The following is a 24,889-nucleotide window of genomic DNA, read 5'->3' on the forward strand; positions in this document are numbered from 1 at the left end:
GCCGGGCGGACACAGCCGAGCCGGAGTGGTCGTTCCTGGTTGAACAACGGTCGCCGGATCACATGACGCGGACACTTCGGGTCGCATAGGCTCGAACAGCCCGCCGAGCGGCGGGGGAACAGGGGATGCGATGGACATCGCGGGCGCGCGCCGGAGGGCGGCCCGGGTCGCCTCGGCGCTACGGCTGCGGCGCTCTCCCGCCGCCTCCGCCATGCGTGACCTGGCCTCCGATCTGAGCGCCGCCGTACAGGCCGGACCCCACCCCCCGGCCGACGTACGCGAGTTGTGCCGCGCGCTGTGCGCGCAGATGAGCACGCAGCGCGGCGGGCGGCCCGTCGAGCTGCGCTTCGAGCGGTTCCCCGACGAGCTCGAAGTGACCGGACTGTGGGTGGAGTTCCAGGACTTCGACCTGGTCATCGTCGAGGAGCGGGCCGAGGCGATGCAGCAGCTGGTCATCCTCGGCCATGAGCTGTGGCACCTGCACGCCGGGCACGGCCACGACCACACGGCCGGTACGGCGGCCGCGCACGCCCTCGCCGAGCGGCCCGGGTGGCAGGACATCGCCCTCGCGGTGGCGGCCCGCGACGGCTCCCGGCAGCGGGACGAGGCCGAGGCCGACGACTTCGGGCACCGGCTGGCCGCCGCCTTCCGGCCGCTGCTGTCGGGGCAGGAGCAGGACGCGCCGCTCGGACCGGTGCAGCGTTCGCTGGGCTACCGCGGCAGCGGGAGGACGGCGCGGTGACCGGGCTGGCGCTGGACCCCGCCGGATTGCTCGGCGAGATCTACATATCGTTCTGGATCCCCACCGTCGTCCTGACCGCCGCCCTGGCGATCAAACTGCCCACCATCATCCGGCTCTGGCGGGACCCGCTGCTGCGCGCGGTCGGCGGCCTGCTGCTGCTCGCCTGTGCCGTGTTCGTCTTCGCGGCTCCGGCGACGATCGCCTGGGTCAACCGCGTCACGGGCGTACCGAACATCGCGGCACCCCTGGTGTACTCCCTGCTCACCGCGTTCTGCGGCTCCTGTCTGCTGCTGATCATCGCCTGGCGCAACGGCCTGTCCGACCGGTCCGCCGAGACCCGCCGCGCCATGCGCCTGGTCGTCCGCGCCTACGCGGGCGTGGTCGTCGCGCTGTGGGTGCTGTTCGCCCTCGCGGACGCGCCGGTGGAGCGGGTGCGGGACCTGGACACGTACTACGCCAACACGCCGTTCATGCGCGAGGAGACGCTGCTCTATCTGCTCGCGCACTGCACGGCCGTCCTCATCACGTCCCGGCTGCTCTGGAACTGGGTGCGCACCGAGGGCCTCGACGCCTGGCTGCGCTGGGGGCTGGTGTTCCTGGGCGTCGGCTACGGCCTCAACCTCATCTTCGACGCCGCCAAACTGACCGCCGTCGCCGCCCGCTGGACGGGCCACGACCTGGACTGGCTCAGCACCGACCTGGCGCCACCCGTCGCCGCCCTGTCCGCCATCCTGATCGCGGTCGGCTTCATCCTCCCGCACGCCGGCCAGTACCTGCACGACCGCTGGCAGCTGCGCCTGGCCCACCACCAACTGCGGCCCCTGTACCTGCTGATGCGGTCCGTCAACGGCTCCGGCGTGCGGTTCGTCCTGCGCGCCACCCCGGAGCTGCGGCTGATCCGCCGCGAGACCTTCATCCGCGACGTCCTGCTGCCGCTGGCCCGGCACATCGACGAGGACCTGCGCCGGCGGTCGTACGACGCCGCGCTCACCCTCGGCTTCGCGCCCTCCCGGGCGAAGGCGCTGGCTGCCGCCGTGACCATCCAGGACGCCGTCCAGCGCAGGAGCCGGGCCCCGGCCGACGGCAGCGGCACGGGCGGCCCCGACACCACGGATCTCCTCCAGGAGATCGGGGCCGTCTCCCGAGCCCTCCGCCACCCCGTCGACATCGAGGCGGTCCGTGCCCGTACGGCCGCCCCAGCACAGGACGTGCCCGTACATGACTGAACGCACCACCACCGCCGTCGTCCTCGGCGGCTCCCTCGCCGGTCTGCTCGCGGCCCGCGCGCTGGCCGACGTCGCCGACCACGTCACCGTCGTGGAACGCGACGTGCTGCCGGCCGGCCCCGAGCCGCGCACGGGCCTGCCGCAGGCCCGGCACGTCCACCAGCTGTGGTCGGGCGGGGCGCATGCCATGGAAGAGCTGCTGCCGGGCATCGTCGCACGGCTGCGGGACGCGGGGGCGCACCGGCTGCCGGTGACCACGGACATGGTGGCGCTGTCGCCGTACGGCTGGTACCGGCGGTGGGCGGAGTCGCACCACATGCTGCTGTGCAGCCGGGACCTGCTGGACGCGACGGTGCGTGAGGCCGTCCTCGCCGACAAGCGCATCGAGCTGGTGCAGGCCGAGGTGCTCGGCCCGGTGGGTACGGACGCGGCGGTGACGGGCGTACGGATCCGACCGCACGACTCCGCCGAGCGGACCCTGTCGGCCGACCTGGTCGTCGACGCCACGGGACGCGGTTCGCGTACGGCCGGCCGGCTGACGGAGCTCGGGCTGCCGGCGGTCGAGCAGCGCGAGGTCGACTCCGGGGTGGCGTACGCGAGTCGGGTGTTCCGGGCGCCCGAGGCGGCGCGTGAGGCGTTCCCGGTCGTCAACGTCCAGCCGGACCCGCGCGCCGGAAAGCCCGGGTGCGGGGGCGTGCTGCTGCCCATCGAGGACGGGCAGTGGATCGTCACCCTGTTCGGGTCGCGGGGCGGCGAACCGCCCACCGAGGCCGAGGACTTCGTGCGGTACGCGCGCGAGGAGCTACGGCATCCCGTCATCGCCGAACTGCTCACGCACGCCGAGCCGTTGACCGACGTGGCGTACACCCGGACGACCGCCAACCGCCGCCACTACTACGAGCGGATGCCGGTCTGGCCCGAGAACTTCGCCGTGCTCGGGGACGCCCTGTGCGCGCTCAACCCGATCTACGGGCACGGCATGTCGGTCGCGGCCCAGGGCGCGGTCGCCCTGCGGGACGTGATACGGCGTCAGGGCTGGGGCTCGGCCGGTCTGTCCCGGCGGATCCAGCGGGCGGTGGCGCGACCGGCGTCGGCGGCGTGGGACCTGGCCCTGGGCATGGACGTGTTCTATCCCGGGGCGACGGAGAACGGCCCCACCCTGCGCGACCGGCTGCTGGCGGCGTACGTGGGCCGGTTGCTGTACACGGCCACCGGGAACGGGCGGATCGCTCGGCGGGTGACGGATGTGACGTCGCTGGAGCGGGGCGCCGAGGTGCTGCTCGCCCCGTCCGTGCTGCTGGCCGCGCTGGCCGGCCCGCTCAAACCGGCGTTGAGCGGGCCGCCGTTGACGGCGGAGGAGCGCAAGGCGGCGGGGTTGCCGTAGGCGGGGTGCCCCGCCCGCAGGCAGCCGCGCAGGTCGGCCGGCGAACAGGTCAGCCGGCGAACGCCGGCTGCGCCAGCCCCTTCCCCGCACCCGGCACCACGAACACCGACCCCGCCAGCGGAGGCGGTGACGCCAGTCCGACGCGGGCCGTCGTGATGTAGAGGTCGGTCAGGTCGGGCCCGGCGAACGTGCACGCCGTCACCAGGGGCACCGGAAGCGGGATCACCCGGTCCAGCTCACCGTCCGGCGTGTAGCGACGTACCGCCGAGCCTCCCCACAGGGCCACCCACACGCACCCCTCGGCGTCGACGGTGAGCCCGTCGGGGAACCCGGCGCCGTCCTCGATCCCGACCAGTGGCCGCCGGTTCACGGCCCGGCCGTCGGCGTGGTCGAAGACGTCGACGCGCCGGGTCGGCGAGTCGATGTAGTACATGAGGCTGCCGTCCGGGCTCCAGCCGGTGCCGTTGCTCACGGCCACGTCGTCGAGGACCACCTCGACCGAGCCGTCACCGGTGACCCGGGACAGGGTGCCGCCGCCCGGCGCCTCGTCGTAGCGCATGGTGCCCGCCCACAGGGAGCCGTCGGGGGCGACGGCGGCGTCGTTGGCGCGGCGGCCGGGGACGGGCTCGTGGTGCAGCCAGCGGAAGGTGTCGTCCGGGTCCAGCAGTCCCACGCCGTCCCGGAGGTTCAGGACGAGGCCGCCGCCGACGCGCGGCTTGACGGCGCCGATGTGCTGCGGGGCCGTACGGACCGAGCGCCGCCCGGAGGCGGGGTCGTAGGTGTGGATCCGGGACCCCAGGATGTCGATCCAGACGAGCCGCCCGCTCGCCGGGTCCCAGGTCGGCCCCTCACCGAGCTCGGCCTCCGCCTGGACGGCCACCTCGTACGCGGTGACGCCGCGCTCCGTCATGCCACGCTCCGGTGTCCGAGACGCTCCGACAGTTCGGCGGCCCCCTTGGCGGCGAGCTGCTCCAGCTCGACGCGCCGCTCGTCGCTCCAGCGGATCATGGGGACGGAGATGGAGAGGGCGGCGACGACCTGCCCGGCACGGTCCCGCACCGGAGCGGCCACGCACGACACGTCCGGGTTGGACTCCCGCCTCTCGACGGCGATCCCCCGCTGCCGAATCTCGTCCAGGGCCTCGCGCAGGGCGCCCGGGTCGGTGATGCTGTTCGGTGTCATGCCGACGAGCTCGACCCCGTCGGGGACCCGGCTGGTGAGCTCGGGCTCGGGGAGGGAGGCCAGCAGCATCTTGCCGACCGATGTGCAGTGCGCGGGCAGCCGTCGCCCGGCGGCGGACACCATGCGCACCGCGTGCGTCGAGTCCACCTTGGCGATGTAGATGACGTCGGTGCCCTCGAGGATCGCCACGTGCACGGTCTCGTCACAGGTCTCGGCGACGGACCGGGCGACCTGCTGCCCCTCGGCCGCGAGGTCGAGCTGCTCGGCGTACCGGCTGCCGAGCTGGTAGGGCCGTACACCGAGGCGGTACCGTCCCGGCTGACCCGGTACCTGGACGATGTACGACCGGGCTGCGAGGGTGGTGACCAGTTCGTGCACGGTGGTGCGCGGCAGCTGGAGCTTGCGCACGATGTCAGGAGCGGAGAGCGTGCCGTCCCCGTCGAGGAAGAGCTCGAGAATGTCGAGAGCTCGGGTCACGGCTGGTACGAGGCGTCCCACGTCCGGCTCCCTCCCTTGGTATCAGTGAGGCTGCGTTCGAGATTTCAACAGCCGATCGGAATGACGAACACAGGTTACTCAAAGTGCGTTTGCCTGGGCAATGGGTGCGTGGGGCCTTTGAGTCTGGTTGGCAGGACCTCAGGACCGGCGTAGCGTTCCAAATATGCGCCTGTACAGGCGAAATGTGACGCTCGCATTTACATGCAACGCACACTCAATACCCCTGACGCCCCACCTCAAGGGGGACTCTCATGCGACGCGTACTCTTCCTCATCCCCATGGCCCTCATCGGCCTCATCGCTCTCCTCGCCCCCAGCGCCGCGGCCGTCAGCGCGCACTTCGTCGGCACTCCGACGGCCACCCGCTCGGGCAACACCCTGACGGTCTCCGGCAAGGAGGCCGGACTCGGCAATCAGCAGTCCGTCAACATTCGGGTGACCGCCGACGCCCAGTGCATCAACCCTGGCGGCCACGGCCCCAAGGCCCCGAACAAGATGGCCGTCGCCGGCGGCGGACAGTTCCCCGTACAGAACGGCAAGGCCGACTTCACGGTGACCGTGACAGCGACCTTCCAGCCGTCGTGCAGCCCGCCGATGACGGTGCAGTTCAGCAACGTCGTCGTCACTGACACCGGAAACGGCATCTCGGTGTCGCTGCGAGGCACCTTCTGACACCCCGCCACCCGGACGACGAGTCCCTGAAAGCCTGCGGGCCCATCCGCTCGCAGGCCGCACCCATGCCCCCCTGTGCGCTACGGCTTCCCGACGCGCGCGTACGTCACGTCGAAGTCGGTCGCCCAGTGCTCGCCGTCGGGCGACTGCTCCCAGCGGCCCTCCATCGTGTCTCCGTCGGCGCCGAGGGTGGCGGTGAAGCGCTGGTGGAAGCCGGGAGCGGGGCGCCACTGGCGCCAGGTGCCGTCGGTCATGCTCGCGCGGTAGACACGGGCGACCCCACGGCCGTCGGCGTAGCAGGCGGTGAACTCCTCGGCCGTGTCGTCGTAGCCGATCAGGGAGACCGTGGGGAACGGCGCGTTCGGGCCCCACTCGCCGGGCAGGGCCGTCTCGGGGCCCACGTCGGCGCGCTGGACGAGGAAGGCGCCGCCCTCCAGCCACGCGAACTCCGTCCGGATCGGCCCGACGCTCCGCCCGAGGGCCCACAGGTCCCACTCACCCACGAGCACGTCCAGCTGCCGCAGGGCGGTGTGGGGTGTCGGTTGCCGCATCAGGTCCTCCTCAGGCTCGGCGGGAGGCGCGATGCTCCGCACGCTCCTCCCACTGAAGACCGGGTCCGGCACCGAAACTCATCGCCGCCCCTTTCCTTACCCTCCCTGCCGAGCAGCCGAAGCCGCGCCGCGTACGCCGAGACAAGTACGCGGGGTTACTCCCGCCGTCAGACGCCTGGACCGCCCCCGCCCGGCACGGTGGTGCTCATGAAACTGAGCCGCCCCGCCCGCCGGGCCTCCCTCGTCGTCCATGTCGTCGCCGCCGCGAGCTGGCTCGGGCTCACGCTCGGGCTGCTCGCGCTCGGGATCACCGCGGCCACCACCGGGGCCGCGGCGACCGTGGAGGCGTCCGTGCGGGCGATGAAGCTGTTCGCCGACTGGCTCCTGCTGCCCGTCGCGTTCCTCACGCTGGTCAGCGGGCTGGTGCTGTCCCTGGGGACGCCGTGGGGACTGGCGCGGCACCGGTGGGTCTACATCAAGTTCTGGGTGACCCTGGCCACGACCACCGCCACCGTCTTCGCGCTGCGCCCCGGCGTGAACTCCGCCGTCGCCGCCGTCGCCGCGGGCGGGCCGCTGCCCGATGCCGGTGACGTTCTGTTCGGGCCGATCGTGTCGCTGTCCGCGTACGTCTTCATGACGGTGATCTCGATCCTCAAGCCCTGGGGCCTGACCCGCCGCGGCCGACGCCTGCGCGCCGCCTCCGCCCGCACGCCCGTCGGCACCACCGGCCCTGCCCGCCAAACCGCGTGACCCGGTCCTCGGCAGCCTGGCAGGAAGCGCGCATCGGGAACACCTGTGCGTGGCCCGTCAGAGGTACTGCCCGTCATCCGCCCCTTTCGCCGCCTCCGGCCACACCTTCACCGCCACCACGTGGGCGAAGTTGATCAGCGCGAAGCCGTCCTCGGCGTCGTCCGGGGCGGTCAGTCGCAAGCGCAGGGTGCGGCCCTCGTCGAAGGCCTCGTTCAGGGCCACGACCGCCGACTCCAGGGTGGCGAAGTCGCCGGTCCGCACGGTCAGGGGTTCGCCTTTGACGGGCTGGAGCCAGATGTGTATCTCCGGTTTGTCGGACATACGGCCACCATGCGCGACGCGACCGACACGCACAAGTACCGCACGGCGGGCAACCTCCACCGCCCGGGCGGTGACATGCAGGCGAAGTCCCGTCCCCCGACAAGGGAGTTCACCATGCGCACCCGCCTTGCCCGTCTCGGCGCCGTACTCGCCGCGATCATCGCGTTGGTAGCCGCGCCCGCCGTCACCGCAGCCCCCGCCCAGGCCGCCGACCAGGCAGCCGACCAGTGGAATCCGCCGGCCAACCTCGTCCAGCCCCTCAACGAGGTCTGGAACCACGTCCAGTCGACCTACCCCGACCTCTACGGCTTCCGCAACTACGGCTGGGACCAGGTCATGGCCAACCGTGGCAGCGTCAACTACTGCGTCCGCTGGGAGTCCGACGCCCCCGTCAGCGCCGCCCTGCGCGACCAGGTCCACGCCGCGTTGAAGAAGCAGTTCGGCACATGGACGGCCGCCATGGTCGAGAGCAACGGCGCCGGGCACAACGCCTGGCCGTACACGAACGTACCCGTCAATATCGTGGGTTGGGCCGTCAAGAACCGCTCCACCCTCCAGTGGAGCGACAACTCCGTCGACGTCTACGCCGGCCTGCTGGACAGCGAGGGCGCCCCGCAGTGCGCACCCGACTGCGGCCGGTTCTTCCACCAGGACGGCAACTACTCGAAGTGCCCGGGCGGAGCCGCCCGCCACTACGACCAGTCGCTCTGGCTGACCAAGGGGTTCCAGGGCGGTGCCGGCGGTGACTGGGGGCAGCGCGTCGGGCAGGAGTACTTCACCGCGGCGCTCGGCCAGGAGAACATCCACATCTATCTGCACGAGGTCGGCCACACCTTCGGGCTGGACGACTTCTACGACTGGAGCCCGACCGGCCAGTGCTGCTTCCTCATGAAGGCCGGATCCGCCGCGCAGATCACCGAGTTCGACAAGTGGATGTTCCGGGACTTCTGGCGCCACCTGAAGAGCCGCTACGGCCTCTGAGCAACAGAAACAGCCCGAGCAGCGGCTATCGGGGCGTCTCCCCCAGCACCCCCTTCAGCCGCTGCGCCCGCAACACCAGCTCCAACTCGAAGCGCCGGTCCGGGTCGTCCATCTCGTCGCCCCACAACTCCCGGATCTGCCGCAGCCGATAGCGGACCGTCTGGGGATGAACCCCCAGGCGGGCCGCCACCTCCGGCGCCCCGCCCCTGGTCTCCAGCCACGCCAGTAACGTCTCCGCCAGCCGCCGGCCGTGCGTGGGCCCGCAGTGCTCCAGCGGGGCCAGGCACCGCAGGGCCAGGTCGTCGATCAGTTCCTCCGGCTGCAGGAGCACCAACGCCTCCGTGTGCTCGGTGCAGTACAGGACGTCGCCGGCCGGCAGCAGCCGCCGTTCCATGAGGCGTACGGCGGCCTCGGCCCAGCGCAGCGACTTCGCCGCGTCGGCGAGGGGGACTGGGGGGCCGATCGCGCCCGCCCAGCCGGTCAGTGCCCGGTGCAGCAGTTCGGGGCGGCCTGCGGCGTCCGGTTCGGGGACGACCATGCGCGGCTGCTCGTACTCCATGTCGAGCAGGACGCCCTGCCCCACCGCCGGGGCCACCGCCTCCCGCGCCGGGCGCAGCAGCACGCCCACGGCGACCTTCGCCGGCAGCGGCCAGCCGATCCGGGCCGCCCGCTCCGTCAGGGCCTCCGCCGGATCGCCCCGGTGGTGCTCGGCCAACAACAGCTCCATCAGGCGGCGTTGGAGGCGTAATCGCTCGCCTGCCTGGCGCGCCGCCGCCTCCGCGTATCCGCGCACCGACTGGTCGACGAGGCCGTCCAGGTACTCGTAGCCCGCGTCCACCAGCTCGTACATCGCGGGCGGTGGAATGTCGACGCGCTGACCGATCTCCGCGAAACGACGCCAGGCCAGGCGTACGCCCATCCGGTAGATCGCCTGGAGCGAGTCCAGGGAGCGGCCGTGCAGGCCCTCGCCGCGGCCGAACTCCTGGAAGACGCCCGGCGGGACGGTCGGGCGGCCCTCCGACGTCTCCAGGTGCTGGACGAAGACCTCGATCGCACGCCGGATGCCGACCATGGCCATCGGCTCGCCCGACTCGTCCAGGACGACCGGCAGGTGCGGGTACTCGCGGCGGATCTCGCGCAGGATCTCCTCGGCGAGGGCCGGGGCCTCGGCCATGGCCAGCTCCGCGAAGCGGCGGACCTGGAAGCGGGGCACCTCGCGCCAGGCCGAGCGGGTGGTGACGGCCGGGGTGGCCGGGGAGGTCGTGGAGGTGGTGGAGGTCGTGGAGCGGGTGGCTGCCACGGTCAACTCCCCTGGCCCGCTTGCTCGTATGTGATCAAGGGTGTGTTCGGCTGGTCGGGCGTCGCTTCCAGCAGTGCGACGACGCCGAGCGCGGCACCCACCGCGAGTGCGGCGGCGAGCGCGACGGTCAGCGTGGCGGCGAGCAGTCTGGACATCGCAGGGTCAGCCTCTCTGCATCCGGAGGTCGTCCCACCCCGGTGGTGCCAGCCTGATCCCGACCCCTGCCTGTCGGGTTCAGTCTCGACAAGCCGGGTCGGCCCGTCAAGACATTGACACTCCGTCAAGGGGCGCCTACGGTTCCCGGCCCAAGAACGGCCAGGCAACGACCGTGCACCGAACGTGCACCGACCATGCGTCAATCCCCCCAGGAGTGCCGGATGCGCCGTACAGCCTCATCTCTCTCGTTGATCCTGCTCGGCATCGGCACGTTTCTGCTGGTACTGGCGCCGATGCTCGCCTGGTACGTGGCCCCGCGTGCCGCCGTGAACCCCATCGACATCGACACCACCGCCGTCTACACCGGCACCGGCAGCGTCTTCGACACCGCCAAGATCGAGACCGTGCCGGACCAGAAGATCACCGTCACCCAGCGAGTGCGCGGCAATGTGGCGGAAAGTGAGCGCAGCGGCAACGCCGTGTGGGACGTGATCACCACCGTGGACACCGACAAGTCGCTGCCCGCCGCCGACCCGCACGACGCGCTGGACTTCACCCCGCACCGCTGGGTGATGGACCGCAGGACGACGAAACCGGTGCACTGCTGCAAGGAGAGCCCGTACATCGAGGGCGAGGCCTATCTGAAGTTCCCCTTCGACGTCGAGAAGCGCTCCTACCAGTGGTGGGACAACACCGGCGGCACCACGATCACCATGCGGTACGACGGCACCGAGAAGATCCAGGGGTACACGGGATACCGCTTCACCGGCACGGTCGCGCCCCGCAAGATCGGCACCCGGCTCGTCCCCGGGAGCCTGGTCGACCAGCCGAAGCGCCCGCAGGTGCTGGCCGAGGAGTGGTACTCCAACCACGGGTTCAAGCTGGTCGTCGACCAGCGCACCGGCCGGGTGGTCTACGCCCAGACCGGCCCGCGCCGCACCCTGCGGGCGCCCGGCGGCGACAAGGACGCGGCGGTGCTGCTGGACAGCGAGAAGATCTCGTTCACCCCGTCCACCCAGAAGGAGGCCGTGCGGCAGGCGAAGCAGGACAGCGATCAGCTGCGCATGGTGGGCGAGACGCTGCCGATCGGGGCTGCTGGGGCAGGATTCGCGCTCGCGGTGGTAGGTGGGGTTTTAGTGGTGCGAGGGCGTAAGCGCCCTGAATCGCCGGGTACGGTCGAGATGCCCCAGCCCTCACTCACAATGTGACGTGACGTCAGCTCTAATAAAGCCCGAAATTGTCACGCCGGTGAGTAGCCGTGGCGAACGGCTGGGCGAAAACTGTCCAACCCCACCCGGACACAGCCTGTCCACACCCCACGCACAACGACCATAAGTACCCAAGAAGCTCGAAATCCCCCCACGGGACCCCAAACCCGCATCTTCCCCCACGCTGAGTTCCGCACCCTGAGACGAGTTGGAGCACCTATGCCCCAGCACGTGCCCTCCCCTCCCCCGCTCTCGAATTCGGTAGAGCGGGGGGACCCCCATCGCGCCGCCGGTCTCCCCTCCGCGTCGCAGCACCACCCTCCGGCGCTCCCCCCACATCCGCGCCGAATCGTTTTTCTCGCCCACCGTGACCTGGGCAACCCATCCGCCGGCGGCTCCGAACTGCTGGTCGACCGCCTCGCCGACGGCCTCACCCAGCTCGGCCACCAGGTCACCCTGCTGTGTGGCGGCCCGGCGGCGTACCGCGACTACCGGGTCGTGTCGGCGGGTGGCGAATTCGGCCACTTCCTGCGCGCCCGGTCCGCCTTCACGCACCAGGTCGGCGACTGCGATCTGCTGGTCGAGGTCTGCAACGGAATGCCGTACCTCGCCCCCCTCTGGCATCGCGGGCCGACGTTGTGCCTGGTCAACCATGTGCACACCGACCTGTGGAAGATGCGCTTCGGCGGGGCCCTGGCCCCGGCTGCGCGTATCGGGCGAAGACTGGAGCACTGGGCGCTGACCGGTGCGCAGCGGCGGAGTCTGCTGGTCGCCGTGTCGCCGTCGACCGCGCATGCGCTCCGCGGGATCGGCGTCGAGCGCGAGCGCATCCGTGTGGTGCACAACGGGGTCGAGGAGCCGGGCCCGCTGGGCGACCGCTCGCCGGAGCCGCTGTTCTTGGCCGTCGGGCGGCTCGTCGAGTACAAGCGGATCGATCTGTTGCTGCGACTGTGGGAACGGGTGCGGCCCGTCACCGGCGGGCGGCTGGTCATCGTCGGGGACGGGCCTGAGCGGGCCGCTCTTGAGCAACTCGCCGGGCCCGGCGTCGAGTTCGTCGGTCACGTGTCGGAGGCGGAGAAGCATCGGCTGCTGTGTGCGGCGTGGTTGTTGCTTCATCCCTCGGCCGTGGAGGGCTGGGGGCTCGTCGTCACCGAGGCCGCCACGCGGGAGACGCCGACCATTGCCTTTGATGTGCCTGGGCTGCGGGACTCCGTCGTGGACGGGGAGACCGGGGTGCTTGCGGGCGGCGAGTCGTCGTTCGCGGCCGCGTGGTGCACGCTGGCGTTGTCCGGGCATCGGCGGGAGGTCATGGGCAAGGCTGCGCGGGATCGCGCCGCGCGGTATCGGTGGGATCGGACAGTGAGACAGTTCCGTGCGGTCGCCGCGGAGGCCGTGCGGCGGGGCGGGGCGCCGTGACGCCCAAACGCCGTAGCGGTGATGCGATCTCGCGACTGCGGGTTCGTCGTGGCTGGTCGCGCCCACGCGGCGGAGCCGCGAATGTCACAGCCCCGCGCCCCTTTACGGCATTACCTCACCGGGGTTTCAAGGACCCCTCCCTTCGGCGCTCCCTCGCCCTCTTCCGAGCCTTTCTGCGTGAGCAGGACGATCCCGAAGCCTGCTACTCCCTCCTCGCCCGCGACGCCGTCGATCAGGTCGAGGCCTACGACGGTTCTGTCGGCGGGCGGGTTGTCGTCGATGTCGGTGGGGGCAGCGGGTACTTCACCGAGGAGTTTCGGCGGCGCGGCGCGCAGGCCTTTCTGTTCGAGCCGGATCTGCGGGAACTGGGCGAGAAGCCGCCCGAGGCTGCCGTCGTCGCCGACGGGTATCTGCTGCCCCTGCGAGACGGGGTCGCCGACGTCACCTTCTCCTCCAATGTGCTGGAGCATGTGGCCGATCCGCAGACGTTCCTCAGTGAGCTGGCGCGGGTGACACGGCCCGGCGGGCTGATCTACGTGTCGTTCACGAACTGGCTGTCCCCCTGGGGCGGCCACGAGTGGGCGCCCTGGCACTACCTCGGCGCCGAGCGGGCCCGCGCCCGCTATCAGCGCCGTACCGGGCGCCCCGCCAAGCACACCCTCGGCGAGAACCTCTTCGCCGTGCACATCGGCACCACCCTGCGGCAGGTCCGCGCCCGCGACGACGTCGAGGTCGTCTCGGCGCGCTCCCGCTACTGGCCGTTCCTCGCGGAGACCGTCGTGAAGGCGCCCGGCATACGCGAGTTCGCCACCTGGAACCTCCTCCTCATCCTCAGGCGGTGTCCACCATGACGACGACCACGGTCCAGGCTCCTCCCCCGGCAGCCGTGCCCACCTCCGCGCCCGCCTCGGGCCCGCCGGAGGGGCCGCGGTCTAGGCGCTGGCTGCTGGGGTTCTGGGCCGTGGTGTTCGTGCTGTTGCTGGCGGTGCAGCCGGGGCGGCAGACGTTCGACACCAAGCTGGGGGTGACGGTCGATCCCGGCCGGTTCCTGTCCGACCTCGGGCAGCTGTGGTCCGACCAGGGCAGCTTCGGCGGGATCCAGAACCAGTACTCGGGCTATCTGTGGCCCATGCTGCCGTTCTACTGGCTGGCCGATGCCGTACGGCTGCCCGTGTGGCTGGCGGAGCGGTTGTGGCTGTCGCTGATCGTGTCGGTCGCCTTCTGGGGTGCGCTGCGGCTGGCCGAGCGGCTGCGGGTGGGCAGCGGGGGGTCGCGGCTGGTGGCGGCCGTCGCCTACGCGCTGTGGCCCGTCTTCACCATCGTGGTCGGGTCCACGTCGGCGGCCGCGTTGCCGGGTGCCTTCCTGCCGTGGGTGTTGCTGCCGCTGACCGATGAGCGGTATGCCGCGCGGGTCGCCGCCCTGCGGTCGGCGTTGATCATCCCCTTCATGGGCGGCGTCAACGCCGCGTCGACCCTGGCCTCGCTGCTCCCCGTCGGGCTGTATCTGCTCTCCCGCCCGGCCGGGCCCCGGCAGCGGAAGCTGATCGCGTGGTGGGTGCCGGGGGTGATCCTGGCGACCGCCTGGTGGGTGATCCCGCTCCTGCTGCTCGGCACGTACGGCGAGAACTTCCTTCCCTACGTGGAGAGTTCGCAGACCACCACCGAGACCATGTCCGCGACGGAGGCACTGCGCGGCGCCGGGAACTGGGTCGCCTATCTGCACTTCGGGGAGTCGTGGCTGCCGGCCGGATGGACCGTGGCCGCGTCCGTCGTCGTGATCGTCTGTTCGGCGCTCGCGGCCGGACTGGGGCTCGCCGGGCTGGCCCGGCGGGACATGCCGGAGCGGCGGTGGCTGGTGCTGACCGTGGTGACGGTCGCGCTGATCCTGCTCGCCGGGTACGGCGGGGCGTTCGGGGCGCCCTTCCACGGGGTCGTGCGGGACTGGCTGGACGGGGGCCTCGTCCCCTTCCGGAACATCTACAAGTTCCAGCCGGGGCTGGCCCTGGCGCTGGTGCTGGGGCTCGCCCATCTGGCGGGCGTGGCGGCCCAGGCGCGCGGGGCGCGGCCGGTGCGCGGGCGGCGGTTCGCACCGCTGATCGCCGCGGTCCTGGTGCTGCCGGGGCTGATGTGGCCGTATCTCAACGGCTCGATCCTCAACCCCGGATCCTTCAAGGAGATCCCCAAGTACTGGCAGGCCACCGCCGACTGGATGGAGAAGTACTCCCCCCACGCCCGCACCCTCGTCGTCCCGGCGACCGCGCACGGCATCTACACCTGGGGCTCCACCATCGACCAGCCCCTGGACGTCGTCGCCCGCTCGCGCTGGGCGCAGCGGGATTACGTCCCCTTCGGCACCCCCGGCAACCGGCGTGCCATGGACGCCGTCGAGCAGGCGCTGACGAGCGGCGGCGAAGTGCCGGGGCTGGCCGACTACTTGAGCCGGGCGGGTGTCTACTACGTCGTCGTCCGCAACGACCTCGATCCCGACCAGATCGGGCAGGTGCCGACCACGACGGTGAAGCGGACCCTGGAACAGTCCGGGTACGAGCGGGTGACCGGCCTCGGGCCGATCATGACCGGCGGGACGATCGCCCCGGGCACCCCGCTCCAGGTGGAGGGGCTCTATCCACGGCAACGGGCGGTGGAGATCTACAAGCCGGTGAGCGCGGACGTGCCGCGCCCGCACCAGGCCGGGCTGCAGCCGGTCGCCGACACGGCCGTGGTGTCCGGCGGTCCGGAGGCGCTGCTGCCGCTCGCGTCCCGGCTGCGCGGCCGGGCCAGTGTGCTGACCGGCGACAACCATCCCGGGCTCGGCTCTCCGCAGGTGCAGGTGGTCGGCGACGGGCTGCGGCGGGCGGACACGCGGTTCGGGCTGATCAACGCCAACACCTCGTACACGTACACGCGCGGTGAGCGCAACGCGCCCGACGCCGCCCAGGACGCGGGCGAGACACCGCACCAGATCCTGCCGACGACGGGCCTGGACCACCAGACGGTGGCCGATCTGCGCGGCGCACGGTCGGTGACCGCGTCCTCGTACGGCAGCTGGCTCTTCCATCTCCCGCAGTTCGACCCGGTGAACGCCTTCGACGGCAACCCGGACACGGCCTGGACCGAGGGCTCGGAGGGGTCGCCGGACGGGGAGTGGCTGCGAATCGCCTTCGCGGGCGGCTCGTACGACATGCCGTCCTCGTTCAAGGTGGCGCCGCTGCCGCAGGAGGGTGTGCGGCAGGCGCCGACGCGGGTGCGGGTGGAGACGGAGAAGGGGTCGGTGAGCTCCTCCCTCCGGCCGGACGGCTCGACGCAGTCGGTCAAGGCGCCTGCGGGCGCGACGAGTTGGATGAAGCTCACGATCACGGACTCCGCCTCCCGGCGGTCCGGTCTGACCGGGGCCGGCTTCTCCGAGATCGCCCTGCCGGACGTACAGGTCACCCGGCTGCTGCGGCTGCCCACCGACGCCCAGGACTCCGGGGCCGGCGCCGAGATCGTCTCCCTGTCCCGTGCGGCCGACCCCACCGGGCTGTCGCCGACGGGCACCGAGGCCGGCCTGCACCGCTACTTCGCCACGTCGACCGCGGGGACGTACCAGATACGGGCGAGCGCGGTGCCGGTGGCGGGCGAGGAGTTGGACCGGCTGCTGTACGAGGTGGCGCCGGACCAGCAGAACCGGATCGTCGCGACCGCCGACTCCACGGCGCGGCTGGGGACGGGCCTGTCCCCGCGCAACCTCACCGACGGCGACCTGACCACGGCGTGGATCGCGGGCGACCGGCCCACGATCCATCTGCGCTGGCCCGCGAAGCAGGCGGTGGGAGAGATCGTGCTGGCACCGGCAGGCGGCCTCACCACGCGTCCGACCGAGGTGGACATCAGCTCCCCGGACGGTGCGGTGATCGCCGGGGTCGACGAGAACGGCTGGGTCCGCTTCCCCTCCATCACCACCGACCGCCTGGACATCACGATCACCCGGACGGCCCCGCTGACCCTCTACAACCCGATGGTGGGCGAGGACCTGCAACTGCCGGTCGGCCTGACGGAGGCCTACCTCCCGGCCCTCGACCAGTACCGGACCCCACAGCCGCGAGACTCCCGGCCGTTCTCGCTGCCGTGCGGCAAGGGGCCGGTGGTGTCGGTGGACGGGGAGCTGTACCGGACGAGTGCGCGAGGGACCGTACGGGATCTGATGGAGCGGCGGCAGATCGATGTGACGCTCTGTCAACGAGGGGAAGACAACGCCGAGTTGTCGCTGTCGGCCGGTGACCACCGGGTCGAGGCCGGGGACGGCGGGCCCCTCACGCTCACCGACGTCACGCTGACCCGCGGCACGGTCGCCGAGGCCGCGACGGCGGGGCGTGAGCTGAAGATACGGGACTGGCTCGGCGACCGGCGCGCGGTCACCGTCGGGACGGGGGTGGCGAGCTACCTGACGACGTACGAGAACTTCAACGACGGCTGGCGCGCCACGCTGAACGGCAAGGAACTCTCGCCGGTACGGCTGGACGGCTGGCAGCAGGGCTGGCGGATCCCGGAGGGCGCCGGTGGCACGGTCGAGCTGTCGTACGAGCCGGCGGTGCTGTACGAGGGCGGGCTGATCGGCAGTGCGGTGGCGCTGGCGCTGCTGGCCGGGCTGGCGCTGTGGCGCCGCCGGGCGCCCAATCCCGACGAGCCGCAGGTCGCTCCGCCGCTGCCCGGGCTGTGGCTGGGCACGGTGGCCGTGACGGTGGTGGGCGTGTTCATCGCCGGGTGGTTCGCGCTGCTGGTGCCCGCGCTGGCGGTGGTGGCGTGGCGCAGGCACGCGCTGCTGGTGCCGATCGCGGTGGCGGCGCTCGCCGGGGCGGGGATCGCCGCGGCGATCGGGGCCGGGGAGCCGGTGGGCGTGGAAGAGGGCGCCTTCGGCCGGGCGGCTCAACTGCTCGCGTTGATCGGGCTGTTCGCGGGGGTGGTGGGTGTGCGGGAGCGGGAGGGGGCGGTCGGTACGCCGGCTGTCGCCGGAGGCGGTGTTCCGGCGGGTGCCGGCGGCGGTGCCACGGCGGGCGCGCCGCAAGCGCCGACGCGGCCGTTGCCGCATCGGAAGCGGGGGCGCAGTCCGCTGGGGACCGAGCCCTACGGCCCGGGTCGGGCGGAACCACCCCGGCCCGAGTCGGGGCCGACCGTCTCCGCACGCGGCCCCGGCGGGCCGGTCCCGGATCCGCCGACGGCGCGCATCGCGCCCCGTACCCCGCGATTCCGGTCGACCGGCCCCGGGACCGCACCGGAGTCCGACGACACCGGGCAAGGCGACACCGAGCAGGGCGACATCAGGAGGGGCGACATCGGGAAGGGCGAAGCCACATGACCGCAACTCAGCAGCCCGCACGCGCCGAGGGCCCGATCCGGCCGGCGGCACGCGTCCCGTTCCCGGTCGTGGACGAGGTCGCCCGGCACTGCCTCCAGGAGGAGGAGCCGGAGACGGTGCACATCGAGGTGCACCTTCCGGGGCGGCTGGACGCGGGGCGCCTGCGTACGGCCTTCGCGCAGGCGCTGCGCCGACATCCCCGCATCCTCATGCGGGAGGCGCCGGGGCGGTGGTACCGGCGCCGGTACGAGTGGGAGCTGACGGCGGAGCCGGACGTGGAGGTGGTGAGCTTTCCGGCGCCGGGGCGGGACGAGTTGCGGGATGCGCGGACGCGGGCGCTGACGGAGGCGCCGCCGCTCACCCTGTCGCCCCCGATACGGCTGGAGGTGGTGGAGGGGGCGGGGCCGGTCGAGGGGAGCGAGGCGACGGATGCCGTAGGTGTACCGCCGCGCGGCGCCGACGGCCCGCAGCCACGCTCAGCACAGGGCACCGTCCTCTTCCTCACCATCAACCACACCGCCCTCGACGGCCCCGCCTGCCTCCGCGTCCTCGCCACCGCCGCGGAGCTGTACGGCGGCCGGGACAACTCCCCCGCAGCCCCGCCCACCCGTACGACGAAAACCCCAGCCCCACCCGAGGAGACCCCGTCCAACTGGTCACCCCCCGCCGCGTGGCCCCCGGCACCCCCGAACCCTCCCCGGCAACGGCATGCTCGTCACCGAGCTCCCCCTCCCCCACCGCCCCAAGGGCTCCCCCTACACGGTCAACGACCAGCTCATGGTCACCACGGCCCTGACCATCGCCCACTGGAACAGAGAACACGGCGCCCGCCCCCGGCACCTGCGCATCACCATGCCCGTGGACGACCGCCCCCGCGACGCCACCATGCCCATCGGCAACGGCACCCGGCTGGTCGAAGTCCCCTTCTCCCCCGAGGAGTTGGCGGCCCACAGCCCGGCCGACATGCCCGCCCTCCTGCACCGCACGGCCACCCGGACCCGCGCCCTCAAGTCCCTCCCCCGCCCCCAACTCGGCCACGGAGCAGCCCTCCTCACCGCCCCGGTCACCCCCGTCTCCTGGCGAGCGGCGCTCACCCGGGGCCTGCGCAGAGCCGCCGCGCCCTGGACCTCCACCACCCTGCTCAGCAACATCGGCCGCATCCCCTACCCCCTGGACTTCGGCGAGGGGGCAGGCCGCGCGCACGCCGTGTGGTTCTCGGCGCCCGCCCGGATGCCGCGCGGCCTCACCGTCACCACCGCCTCCACCGCGGGCCGCCTGCACCTCGCCCTGCGCTGGTCCCGCGCCCTGCTCAGCCACGGCGACGGCGCCCATCTGCGGGACCTCTTCGAGCACTACCTGCACACGACGGAGGTGAGCCCGTGACGACCACCCCGGCGAACCCCCCCGAACTGCGCGACTTCTACGAGGACCCCACCGTCCCCGTCGCCTCCGGCACCCCCCGCAGCCGCCGCCAGGCCCGCATGCTCGCCGAGGCCCTGGAAGCGGAAGGGGGCGCGGCGATGCCCGGCCACGGGACCGGCCGCCCCCGCACGATCCTCGACATCGGCTGCGGCGACGGCACCGCCGCGGCCACCGCCGCCCCCTTCCTCCCCGGTCACCGCATCGTCGGCATCGACTGGTCCCAGGACGCCCTGCGCCGGGCCCGCACCCGGATCCCGTACGCCGTCCGCGGTGAACTCACCGGCGGTGGGCTGCCGCTGCGGACCGGCGCCGCCGACGCCGTGCTGTTCAGCGAGGTGATCGAGCACCTCGTCGACCCGGACGCCGCCCTGGACGAGATCCGCCGCGTGCTGCGCCCCGGCGGCCACCTCATGCTCTCCACCCCGAACCTGGCCGCCTGGTACAACCGCGCCCTGCTGCTGGCCGGGGTGCAGCCGGTGTTCTCGGAGGTCAGTCTGCGGGCGATCCACGGCCGGCCCGGACGGGAGGTCGTCGGGCATCTGCGGCTCTACACCGCCCGGGCGCTACGGGAGTTCGTGGCCGCGTCCGGATTCGAGGTCGTGCGTCTCGCGGGCGCGCCCTTCCACGGCGTACCGCGTCCGCTGCGTCCCCTCGACCGGCTGGCCTGCGCCAGGCCGTCGCTCGCGTCGATCCTGCTGCTGCACGCGCGGCGGGCCTAGGGGGCGTGGACCATGTGGTGGGGAGTGGCCGCGGCCCTGATCGCGAACACCCTGTACAGCCTCGGTTTCGTCCTGGAGAAACGGGCGCTCACCGCCCTTCCGCAGGTGAGCATCCGGCAACCCGCCCGGCTGCTGCGGCTGGTGCTCGGCAGCCCGCTGTGGATCGGCGGCTCGCTCGCCCTCGCCGCCGGGTTCGCGGCGCAGCTCGTCGTCTACCGGACCCTGCCGATCGCCGCCGCGCAGGGCATCTTCGTCTCCGGGCTCGTACTCCTCGTGCTGCTCTCGGCGCGGCTGCTGGGCGAGGAGACCAGCGGGCGGGAGCGGTACGCGATCGGCGCGATCCTGGCCGCGCTGCTGATGGTCGTGCTGTCGCTGCGGGAGGGACCCGACGGTGCGGAGGCCGTCGGCCGGGCCGCCCCGTATCCGCTGATCCTGCTGGTCTGCGTGCCGTCGCTGGCGGCGGGCGTGTGGCTGTACAACTCCGCCGAGCGCAGATCACGGCACCGGCACCGGCTGCCGACGACCGGCGTCGAGTACGGCGTGGCGGTGGGGCTGCTCTACGGGGTCAGTTCGCTCGCCATCAAGGGGGTGTCGAGCTACCTGACAGCGAGCGGGATCGGCGGCGCACTGCTGGATCTGCTGCGCTCCCCGTACCCGTATCTCCTCCTCTTCACCGGCGCCTTCGGGCTGGTCATGTCGCAGGCGGCACTGCAACGCTGCCGGGCCTCGCTGATCGTGCCGGTGTGCACGACGGTGACGTCCCTGTACACGGCCGTGCTCGGCACGCTGTCGTTCGGCGAGGCCCTGCCCGAGGATCCGCTGCGGCTGGCGCTGCGGGTCGCGGGTACGGCGCTCGCCCTCGCCGTACTGCTGTCGATGCCCCGGCACGACCGCCCCGCGCCACCGTCTCCTCAACCCCCCATCGGCGCGAAGGAGTTGACTCCACCATGAAACCCGACGACCCCCTGCTCCAGATCCTGGCGTGTCCCCTCGACAAGGGGCAGCTGCACCTCGTCCTACCTGCTCAGGAGGCGCAGGAGCCCCCCGAGGCGCTGTACAACCCGCGCCTGCGCCGCCGCTACCCGATCGTCGACGGCATCCCCCAGCTGCTGCCGGCCTCCGGGGAGCAGGTCTCCGACGACGAACACGAGGAACTCCTCAAACGGATGGCTCCATGACCCTGGCCGCGCACATAGCCCCTCTGTTGCCCACCCGCCTGGTCGCCGCCGTCGCCCGGGCCGTGTACCCGCGCTTCGAGCCGGAGCTGGCCCGGCTGGCGGAGCTGTGTCCCGCCGAGTGCGGCACGGCTGTGGACGTCGGCGGGTGGTACGGCCCGTGGACGCGGCGGCTGTCGAGGCGGGCACGCCGGGTGGTGACCGTGGAACCGGTCCCTCATCTGGCGCGGCTCCTGGCGGCGACGGCTCCGCCCAACGTGCGGGTCGTGCAGGCCGCGGCGGCCGAGCGCCCCGGCGCGGCCCGGCTCTGGCTGCCGCCGCACGACGCGGGCGACCGGGGGGTGTCCTCCCTGGTCCGCCGGAACATCCACGCCACGGCACTGCCGGTCAGCTGTGTCACCCTCGACGAACTCGGCCTCAAGGACGTCGGGTTCGTCAAGGTCGACGTGGACGGCAGCGAGCTCGCGGTGCTGCGCGGCGCGACCGCCATCCTGGCGCGCGACCGGCCCGCCCTGTTCATCGAGCTGGAGTCCCGCATCCAGCCGATCGGCCCGGTGGTGACGTATCTGTCGCTGCTCGGCTACGACGGCTGGGTCCTGCCCGGCCGCGACTGGGTGCCCCTGAGCCGCTTCCCGCTGGCGGCCCACCAGGCGGAGACCTCGTACGTCGTCACCCAGGGCCTGCTGCGCCGGGTCCTGCCCTTCCGCGGCCCGCGGTACGTCAATTCGGTGCTCTTTCTCCCCGACGGCCGCCGCCCGGTCGGCGACGATGGAGCGCATGCCCTCCGGAAAGCACGCCGCTAGCGGCGGAACCAACCCCGCCGGCCCTTTCACCCCGCTCCACTTCCAGCTGGTGCTGCTGCGCCGCATGGCCGACCACAACCCGGACCTCGTGGAGGACGCCCGCCGTGAACTGGGCGTCTCCCTCGCCGACATGCGCGAGGCGAACAAGCGGTGGCAGGCGATGGTCCGCTCACCTCGCTCCCGCGCCGCCGCCTCCCGCTACCGCTCGGTGTTCGGCAGGCCCGAGTCGGTGATCTCCCGCAAGGTCGGCGACCTGGAGTGCGAGGCCTGGCTGTGGCCGGTGCCGCTCTGGCCCGACCTGCGCTTCGAGGTGCTCCTCGCCCCGAACGGCGCGGTGTGGAACGAGTGGCTGGTCCGCGCCCCGGACGTGGAGAGCCCGTCCCTGCGCACCCTCGCCGACCTCACCCCCTGGTCCTGCACGGTCGACGAGGCCGCCCGCGCCTTCGCCCCCGCCCGCCCCCTGGAGGGCACGGCCCCGACGCGGTGGGGGCTGGCGTTCACGGCGCCGGACGGGGCGGGGGTGCGGCGGGAGGTGGTGGCCGAGTTCACGTGGGGGTTGTTGCAGCGGGTGGCGGTCAACGGCTGAGACACGGTGGCCGGGGCCTTCTCCGGGCCCTCCGCACGGTGCGCGGCGGCAGGCATGTGGCATCGTTCGGCCCATGAGCAGCGACTACGACCGCATCCGTACCGGCATCGAGTTCATGACCGCCTACGTGTCCGGGAACGAGCTTCTGTCGGCGTACGTGGCGGAGCGGCGCCGCGAGGACCCGATGGCGGCCGAGGCACTGATGGACGGCACCGCGGCCCTGTGCGCACTGCTGCTGCGCAAGGTCGCCCGGGAGACCGGGACGACGGAGCACGAGATTCTGCAGGAGCTGGCCCGCGGCACCCACCGGCACGAGCAGCAGTCCGGCGACTGACCGGAGAGACTACCGCCGCTCCGCCGCCGCCAGGATCGCCTCCACCACCCGCGGCACCGACCCGGGGTGCAGCGACAGGAACAGGTTCGGTTCGACGAGCTCCAGTTCCATGACCCGCGGCTGCCCGTCCTCCCCGTCGACGAGGTCCACGCGCGCGTACAGCAGCTCGGGAGCCTGCGGTACGGCGGCCAGGGCGTGCTCGGCGACGGCGAGTTCGGCCGGGGTGGGGGTCCAGGGTTCGAGGCCGGGGTGGGCGACCTTGCGCTCGTCGTAGGGCGTCCCGGGGGTGAGGACGGCCCCCTTGCGGCTGGCGTGCAGCAGGCGGCCGCCGTAGAACTGCAGCGCCCGTTCCCCGCTGACGTCGATGCTCTTCACATACGGCTGCAGCATCGCGATGAACCCCTCCGCGTGCATCCGCGCGAGCTGCCGTACGGCCGTGTCGTGCTCGTCGGGTGTGTACCGGGCGGCGAACCGCGCGCCCGCGCCGGAGGTGGGCTTGACGACGTACTCGTGGTCGTCCGGGAGGTCGGGACCGTCCGGGGTGTCACCGGGCGCGAAGTAGCGGGTGGGCACGACGGGTACTCCCGCGGCGGCGAGATCGCCGAGGTAGCGCTTGTCGGCGTTCCACCGCACCACGTCGGCCGGGTTCGCGAGCCGCGTGGCCTTGGCGCACCGCTCCGCCCACGCCAGGAACTCCGCCGCCCGCCAGCTGTAGTCCCAGGTGGAGCGGAGCACGGCGAGGTCGTACCCGCCCCAGTCGGCCTGCTCGTCGTCCCAGGCCACGGAGTCCGCCTCGGCCCCGGCGTCCCGCAGCGCGCGCACCAGCACGGGGAGGTCGCGGTCGACGGCGACCTCGGGGCCGGGGCTGCAGGTGACGAGTGCTATTCGGGGCACGGTGGGCTCCTTGGGGCGGAACGGGCGAGCGGATCGCAGGTTAACAAGCGCTTGTGGAACCGGGACAGGCCGCTTGACCTTCACCTTCGGTGAAGCCACAGCATCGGAGCGAGGAACCGGAAGGGATCGGGCCGGGAGCGGCACGGAATCGGGACGGGAGCGGGATGCGCAAGGACATGCTGACGATCGGCGCCTTCGCCAAGGCCTGCCGGCTGTCGCCGAAGGCACTGCGCTTGTACGACGAGCTGGAGCTGCTGAAGCCCAGCCGGGTCGACCCGGACACGGGGTACCGCTACTACGCCGTCGAGCAGCTGGAGCGGGCCCGGCTGGTGGCGTGGCTGCGGCGGCTGGGGATGCCGCTGGCCCGGATCCGTCAGGTGTGCGCCCTGCGACCGGCCGACGCCGCCCGCGAGATCCGCGCCTACTGGGCGCAGGTGGAGGTGGAGACGGCCGCACGGCGCGATCTCGCCGCGTTCCTCGTCGACCAGCTCGTCGCAGCACCGAGGAAGGACACCACCATGTTGGAGCTTCACTACTGCGCCCGGTCGGACCGCGGCCGGGTCCGCCCCGCCAACCAGGACACCGCCTACGCCGGCACCCGCCTGCTCGCGGTGGCCGACGGCTGCGGTCCGGCGGGCGCGCCCGCGAGCAGCGCCGCGGTGGAGGCGCTGCGCTTCCTGGACGCGGCGGAACTCCCGGCCGGCAACGTGCTCAACCTGTTGGAGGAGGCGGTGCGGGGCGCGACGGAGGCGGTCCGGGACGCGACGAACGGCACGGAGGAGTCGGGTACGACCCTCACCGCTCTCCTGTGGACGGGCTCGCGCCTCGCCCTGGTCCACATCGGGGACTCCCGTGCGTATCTGCTGCGCGACGGCGCCCTGTTCCGCATCACCCACGATCACACGGTGGTCCAGTCGATGATCGACGAGGGCCGCCTGACCGCGGAGGAGGCGGCGTCCCACCCCGAGCGCATGCTGCTCCTCAAGGCCCTTTCCGCCACCGCTCCCGCGACCCCCGACCTCCGCCTCCAGGACACCGAGCCCGGCGACCGCTATCTCCTCTGCTCCGACGGCCTCTCCCGCGTCGTCCCCGACGCCCGCATCCGCCACCTCCTCGCCTCCGCCCCGGCCCCCGACGCCGCCGTCCACGCCCTGATCGACGCGGCGAACGACGCCGGCGGACCGGACAACGTCAGCTGTGTGGTGGCGGACGTGGTGGAACGCGCCGCCTGACTG

Annotated in this window: 24 protein-coding genes and 1 pseudogene; 18 read left to right on the forward strand and 7 right to left on the reverse strand. The window is 72.5% G+C overall.

Annotated elements, in window-relative coordinates:
- Positions 1-130 precede the first annotated feature (130 nt).
- The 3 genes from AB5J49_RS14790 to AB5J49_RS14800 are packed head-to-tail and all read left to right on the forward strand — an operon-like array spanning position 131 to position 3,352.
- Entirely contained in the window at positions 131-742 is a 612-nt protein-coding gene (locus AB5J49_RS14790) for a toxin-antitoxin system, toxin component family protein (RefSeq protein ID WP_369169101.1), read from the forward strand.
- The gene (locus tag AB5J49_RS14795) at positions 739-1,968 is read left to right on the forward strand and encodes an MAB_1171c family putative transporter (protein WP_369169102.1); all 1,230 of its coding nucleotides are present in this window, start codon (positions 739-741) and stop codon (positions 1,966-1,968) included. Before AB5J49_RS14790 ends, AB5J49_RS14795 begins: the two co-directional genes overlap by 4 nt.
- Complete coding sequence (locus AB5J49_RS14800) at positions 1,961-3,352, forward strand: FAD-dependent oxidoreductase (protein ID WP_369169103.1); 1,392 nt, start codon at positions 1,961-1,963, stop codon at positions 3,350-3,352. The genes AB5J49_RS14795 and AB5J49_RS14800 overlap by 8 nt, the downstream gene beginning before the upstream one ends.
- A gap of 49 nt (positions 3,353-3,401) precedes the next feature.
- Here the strand turns inward: AB5J49_RS14800 and AB5J49_RS14805 are convergent, their stop codons facing one another.
- The gene (locus tag AB5J49_RS14805) at positions 3,402-4,262 is read right to left on the reverse strand and encodes an SMP-30/gluconolactonase/LRE family protein (RefSeq protein WP_369169104.1); all 861 of its coding nucleotides are present in this window, start codon (positions 4,260-4,262) and stop codon (positions 3,402-3,404) included.
- On the reverse strand, positions 4,259-5,032 hold the full coding sequence (locus tag AB5J49_RS14810) for an IclR family transcriptional regulator (RefSeq protein ID WP_369169105.1): 774 nt from the start codon (positions 5,030-5,032) through the stop codon (positions 4,259-4,261). Before AB5J49_RS14810 ends, AB5J49_RS14805 begins: the two co-directional genes overlap by 4 nt.
- A gap of 251 nt (positions 5,033-5,283) precedes the next feature.
- Here AB5J49_RS14810 and AB5J49_RS14815 point away from each other — a divergent pair, with 251 nt between their 5' ends.
- Complete coding sequence (locus tag AB5J49_RS14815; RefSeq protein WP_369169106.1) at positions 5,284-5,703, forward strand: hypothetical protein; 420 nt, start codon at positions 5,284-5,286, stop codon at positions 5,701-5,703.
- A gap of 80 nt (positions 5,704-5,783) precedes the next feature.
- Here AB5J49_RS14815 and AB5J49_RS14820 read toward each other — a convergent pair whose 3' ends face one another.
- Entirely contained in the window at positions 5,784-6,254 is a 471-nt protein-coding gene (locus tag AB5J49_RS14820) for a hypothetical protein (protein WP_369169107.1), read from the reverse strand.
- Between the two features lie 207 nt (positions 6,255-6,461).
- On the opposite strand from AB5J49_RS14820, the gene AB5J49_RS14825 reads away from it, so the two are divergent.
- On the forward strand, positions 6,462-7,004 hold the full coding sequence (locus AB5J49_RS14825; protein ID WP_369169108.1) for a DUF2269 domain-containing protein: 543 nt from the start codon (positions 6,462-6,464) through the stop codon (positions 7,002-7,004).
- 57 nt (positions 7,005-7,061) lie between these two features.
- Here AB5J49_RS14825 and AB5J49_RS14830 read toward each other — a convergent pair whose 3' ends face one another.
- Positions 7,062-7,325, reverse strand: coding sequence for a hypothetical protein (locus AB5J49_RS14830; protein ID WP_369169109.1), 264 nt, complete (start codon positions 7,323-7,325; stop codon positions 7,062-7,064).
- A gap of 114 nt (positions 7,326-7,439) precedes the next feature.
- On the opposite strand from AB5J49_RS14830, the gene AB5J49_RS14835 reads away from it, so the two are divergent.
- Positions 7,440-8,306, forward strand: coding sequence for a hypothetical protein (locus AB5J49_RS14835; protein WP_369175135.1), 867 nt, complete (start codon positions 7,440-7,442; stop codon positions 8,304-8,306).
- A 25-nt stretch (positions 8,307-8,331) separates the two neighbouring features.
- Here AB5J49_RS14835 and AB5J49_RS14840 read toward each other — a convergent pair whose 3' ends face one another.
- Together AB5J49_RS14840 and AB5J49_RS14845 are read right to left on the reverse strand one after the other, a co-directional pair.
- Positions 8,332-9,606, reverse strand: coding sequence for a PucR family transcriptional regulator (locus AB5J49_RS14840; RefSeq protein ID WP_369169110.1), 1,275 nt, complete (start codon positions 9,604-9,606; stop codon positions 8,332-8,334).
- Between the two features lie 2 nt (positions 9,607-9,608).
- Entirely contained in the window at positions 9,609-9,761 is a 153-nt protein-coding gene (locus tag AB5J49_RS14845; RefSeq protein ID WP_369169111.1) for a hypothetical protein, read from the reverse strand.
- A gap of 222 nt (positions 9,762-9,983) precedes the next feature.
- On the opposite strand from AB5J49_RS14845, the gene AB5J49_RS14850 reads away from it, so the two are divergent.
- The 11 genes and pseudogenes from AB5J49_RS14850 to AB5J49_RS14900 all read left to right on the forward strand — a co-directional run bounded on the left by AB5J49_RS14850 (position 9,984) and on the right by AB5J49_RS14900 (position 22,760).
- Positions 9,984-10,970 (forward strand): DUF3068 domain-containing protein, encoded by a 987-nt coding sequence (locus tag AB5J49_RS14850; protein ID WP_369169112.1) that lies wholly within the window; start codon positions 9,984-9,986, stop codon positions 10,968-10,970.
- 219 nt (positions 10,971-11,189) lie between these two features.
- Entirely contained in the window at positions 11,190-12,386 is a 1,197-nt protein-coding gene (locus AB5J49_RS14855) for a glycosyltransferase family 4 protein (RefSeq protein ID WP_369169113.1), read from the forward strand.
- 173 nt (positions 12,387-12,559) lie between these two features.
- Positions 12,560-13,237 carry a class I SAM-dependent methyltransferase gene (locus tag AB5J49_RS14860; protein WP_369175136.1) on the forward strand — a complete coding sequence of 226 codons (678 nt, stop codon included), beginning with the start codon at positions 12,560-12,562 and terminating at the stop codon, positions 13,235-13,237.
- Positions 13,234-17,721 (forward strand): alpha-(1->3)-arabinofuranosyltransferase family protein, encoded by a 4,488-nt coding sequence (locus AB5J49_RS14865; RefSeq protein ID WP_369169114.1) that lies wholly within the window; start codon positions 13,234-13,236, stop codon positions 17,719-17,721. The genes AB5J49_RS14860 and AB5J49_RS14865 overlap by 4 nt, the downstream gene beginning before the upstream one ends.
- Positions 17,718-19,104: pseudogene (locus AB5J49_RS14870) on the forward strand (condensation protein). The gene AB5J49_RS14865 and the pseudogene AB5J49_RS14870 overlap by 4 nt, the downstream one beginning before the upstream one ends.
- The gene (locus AB5J49_RS14875) at positions 19,101-19,862 is read left to right on the forward strand and encodes a class I SAM-dependent methyltransferase (RefSeq protein WP_369169115.1); all 762 of its coding nucleotides are present in this window, start codon (positions 19,101-19,103) and stop codon (positions 19,860-19,862) included. Before AB5J49_RS14870 ends, AB5J49_RS14875 begins: the two are co-directional and overlap by 4 nt.
- A gap of 24 nt (positions 19,863-19,886) precedes the next feature.
- Complete coding sequence (locus AB5J49_RS14880) at positions 19,887-20,813, forward strand: hypothetical protein (RefSeq protein ID WP_369175137.1); 927 nt, start codon at positions 19,887-19,889, stop codon at positions 20,811-20,813.
- The gene (locus tag AB5J49_RS14885; RefSeq protein WP_369169116.1) at positions 20,810-21,040 is read left to right on the forward strand and encodes a Trm112 family protein; all 231 of its coding nucleotides are present in this window, start codon (positions 20,810-20,812) and stop codon (positions 21,038-21,040) included. Before AB5J49_RS14880 ends, AB5J49_RS14885 begins: the two co-directional genes overlap by 4 nt.
- Positions 21,037-21,840 (forward strand): FkbM family methyltransferase, encoded by an 804-nt coding sequence (locus AB5J49_RS14890; RefSeq protein ID WP_369169117.1) that lies wholly within the window; start codon positions 21,037-21,039, stop codon positions 21,838-21,840. The genes AB5J49_RS14885 and AB5J49_RS14890 overlap by 4 nt, the downstream gene beginning before the upstream one ends.
- On the forward strand, positions 21,815-22,426 hold the full coding sequence (locus AB5J49_RS14895; RefSeq protein WP_369169118.1) for a hypothetical protein: 612 nt from the start codon (positions 21,815-21,817) through the stop codon (positions 22,424-22,426). Before AB5J49_RS14890 ends, AB5J49_RS14895 begins: the two co-directional genes overlap by 26 nt.
- Positions 22,427-22,499: 73 nt before the next feature.
- The gene (locus tag AB5J49_RS14900; RefSeq protein WP_369169119.1) at positions 22,500-22,760 is read left to right on the forward strand and encodes a hypothetical protein; all 261 of its coding nucleotides are present in this window, start codon (positions 22,500-22,502) and stop codon (positions 22,758-22,760) included.
- Between the two features lie 9 nt (positions 22,761-22,769).
- Here AB5J49_RS14900 and AB5J49_RS14905 read toward each other — a convergent pair whose 3' ends face one another.
- Positions 22,770-23,654, reverse strand: coding sequence for a RimK family alpha-L-glutamate ligase (locus AB5J49_RS14905; RefSeq protein ID WP_369169120.1), 885 nt, complete (start codon positions 23,652-23,654; stop codon positions 22,770-22,772).
- Between the two features lie 164 nt (positions 23,655-23,818).
- On the opposite strand from AB5J49_RS14905, the gene AB5J49_RS14910 reads away from it, so the two are divergent.
- Positions 23,819-24,886 (forward strand): MerR family transcriptional regulator, encoded by a 1,068-nt coding sequence (locus AB5J49_RS14910; RefSeq protein WP_369169121.1) that lies wholly within the window; start codon positions 23,819-23,821, stop codon positions 24,884-24,886.
- Positions 24,887-24,889 lie beyond the last annotated feature (3 nt).

Origin of the sequence: Streptomyces sp. R28 (assembly GCF_041052385.1) — a bacterium.
GTDB lineage: Bacteria > Actinomycetota > Actinomycetes > Streptomycetales > Streptomycetaceae > Streptomyces.

Coding starts and splice junctions, on each gene's coding strand:
- AB5J49_RS14790 (WP_369169101.1), top strand. CDS start 131: ATGGACATCGCGGGCGCGCGCCGGAGGGCGGCCCGGGTCGCCTCGGCG.
- AB5J49_RS14800 (WP_369169103.1), top strand. CDS start 1,961: ATGACTGAACGCACCACCACCGCCGTCGTCCTCGGCGGCTCCCTCGCC.
- AB5J49_RS14805 (WP_369169104.1), bottom strand. CDS start 4,262: ATGACGGAGCGCGGCGTCACCGCGTACGAGGTGGCCGTCCAGGCGGAG.
- AB5J49_RS14815 (WP_369169106.1), top strand. CDS start 5,284: ATGCGACGCGTACTCTTCCTCATCCCCATGGCCCTCATCGGCCTCATC.
- AB5J49_RS14820 (WP_369169107.1), bottom strand. CDS start 6,254: ATGCGGCAACCGACACCCCACACCGCCCTGCGGCAGCTGGACGTGCTC.
- AB5J49_RS14825 (WP_369169108.1), top strand. CDS start 6,462: ATGAAACTGAGCCGCCCCGCCCGCCGGGCCTCCCTCGTCGTCCATGTC.
- AB5J49_RS14830 (WP_369169109.1), bottom strand. CDS start 7,325: ATGTCCGACAAACCGGAGATACACATCTGGCTCCAGCCCGTCAAAGGC.
- AB5J49_RS14835 (WP_369175135.1), top strand. CDS start 7,440: ATGCGCACCCGCCTTGCCCGTCTCGGCGCCGTACTCGCCGCGATCATC.
- AB5J49_RS14845 (WP_369169111.1), bottom strand. CDS start 9,761: ATGTCCAGACTGCTCGCCGCCACGCTGACCGTCGCGCTCGCCGCCGCA.
- AB5J49_RS14850 (WP_369169112.1), top strand. CDS start 9,984: ATGCGCCGTACAGCCTCATCTCTCTCGTTGATCCTGCTCGGCATCGGC.
- AB5J49_RS14855 (WP_369169113.1), top strand. CDS start 11,190: ATGCCCCAGCACGTGCCCTCCCCTCCCCCGCTCTCGAATTCGGTAGAG.
- AB5J49_RS14865 (WP_369169114.1), top strand. CDS start 13,234: ATGACGACGACCACGGTCCAGGCTCCTCCCCCGGCAGCCGTGCCCACC.
- AB5J49_RS14885 (WP_369169116.1), top strand. CDS start 20,810: ATGAAACCCGACGACCCCCTGCTCCAGATCCTGGCGTGTCCCCTCGAC.
- AB5J49_RS14890 (WP_369169117.1), top strand. CDS start 21,037: ATGACCCTGGCCGCGCACATAGCCCCTCTGTTGCCCACCCGCCTGGTC.
- AB5J49_RS14895 (WP_369169118.1), top strand. CDS start 21,815: ATGCCCTCCGGAAAGCACGCCGCTAGCGGCGGAACCAACCCCGCCGGC.
- AB5J49_RS14900 (WP_369169119.1), top strand. CDS start 22,500: ATGAGCAGCGACTACGACCGCATCCGTACCGGCATCGAGTTCATGACC.
- AB5J49_RS14910 (WP_369169121.1), top strand. CDS start 23,819: ATGCGCAAGGACATGCTGACGATCGGCGCCTTCGCCAAGGCCTGCCGG.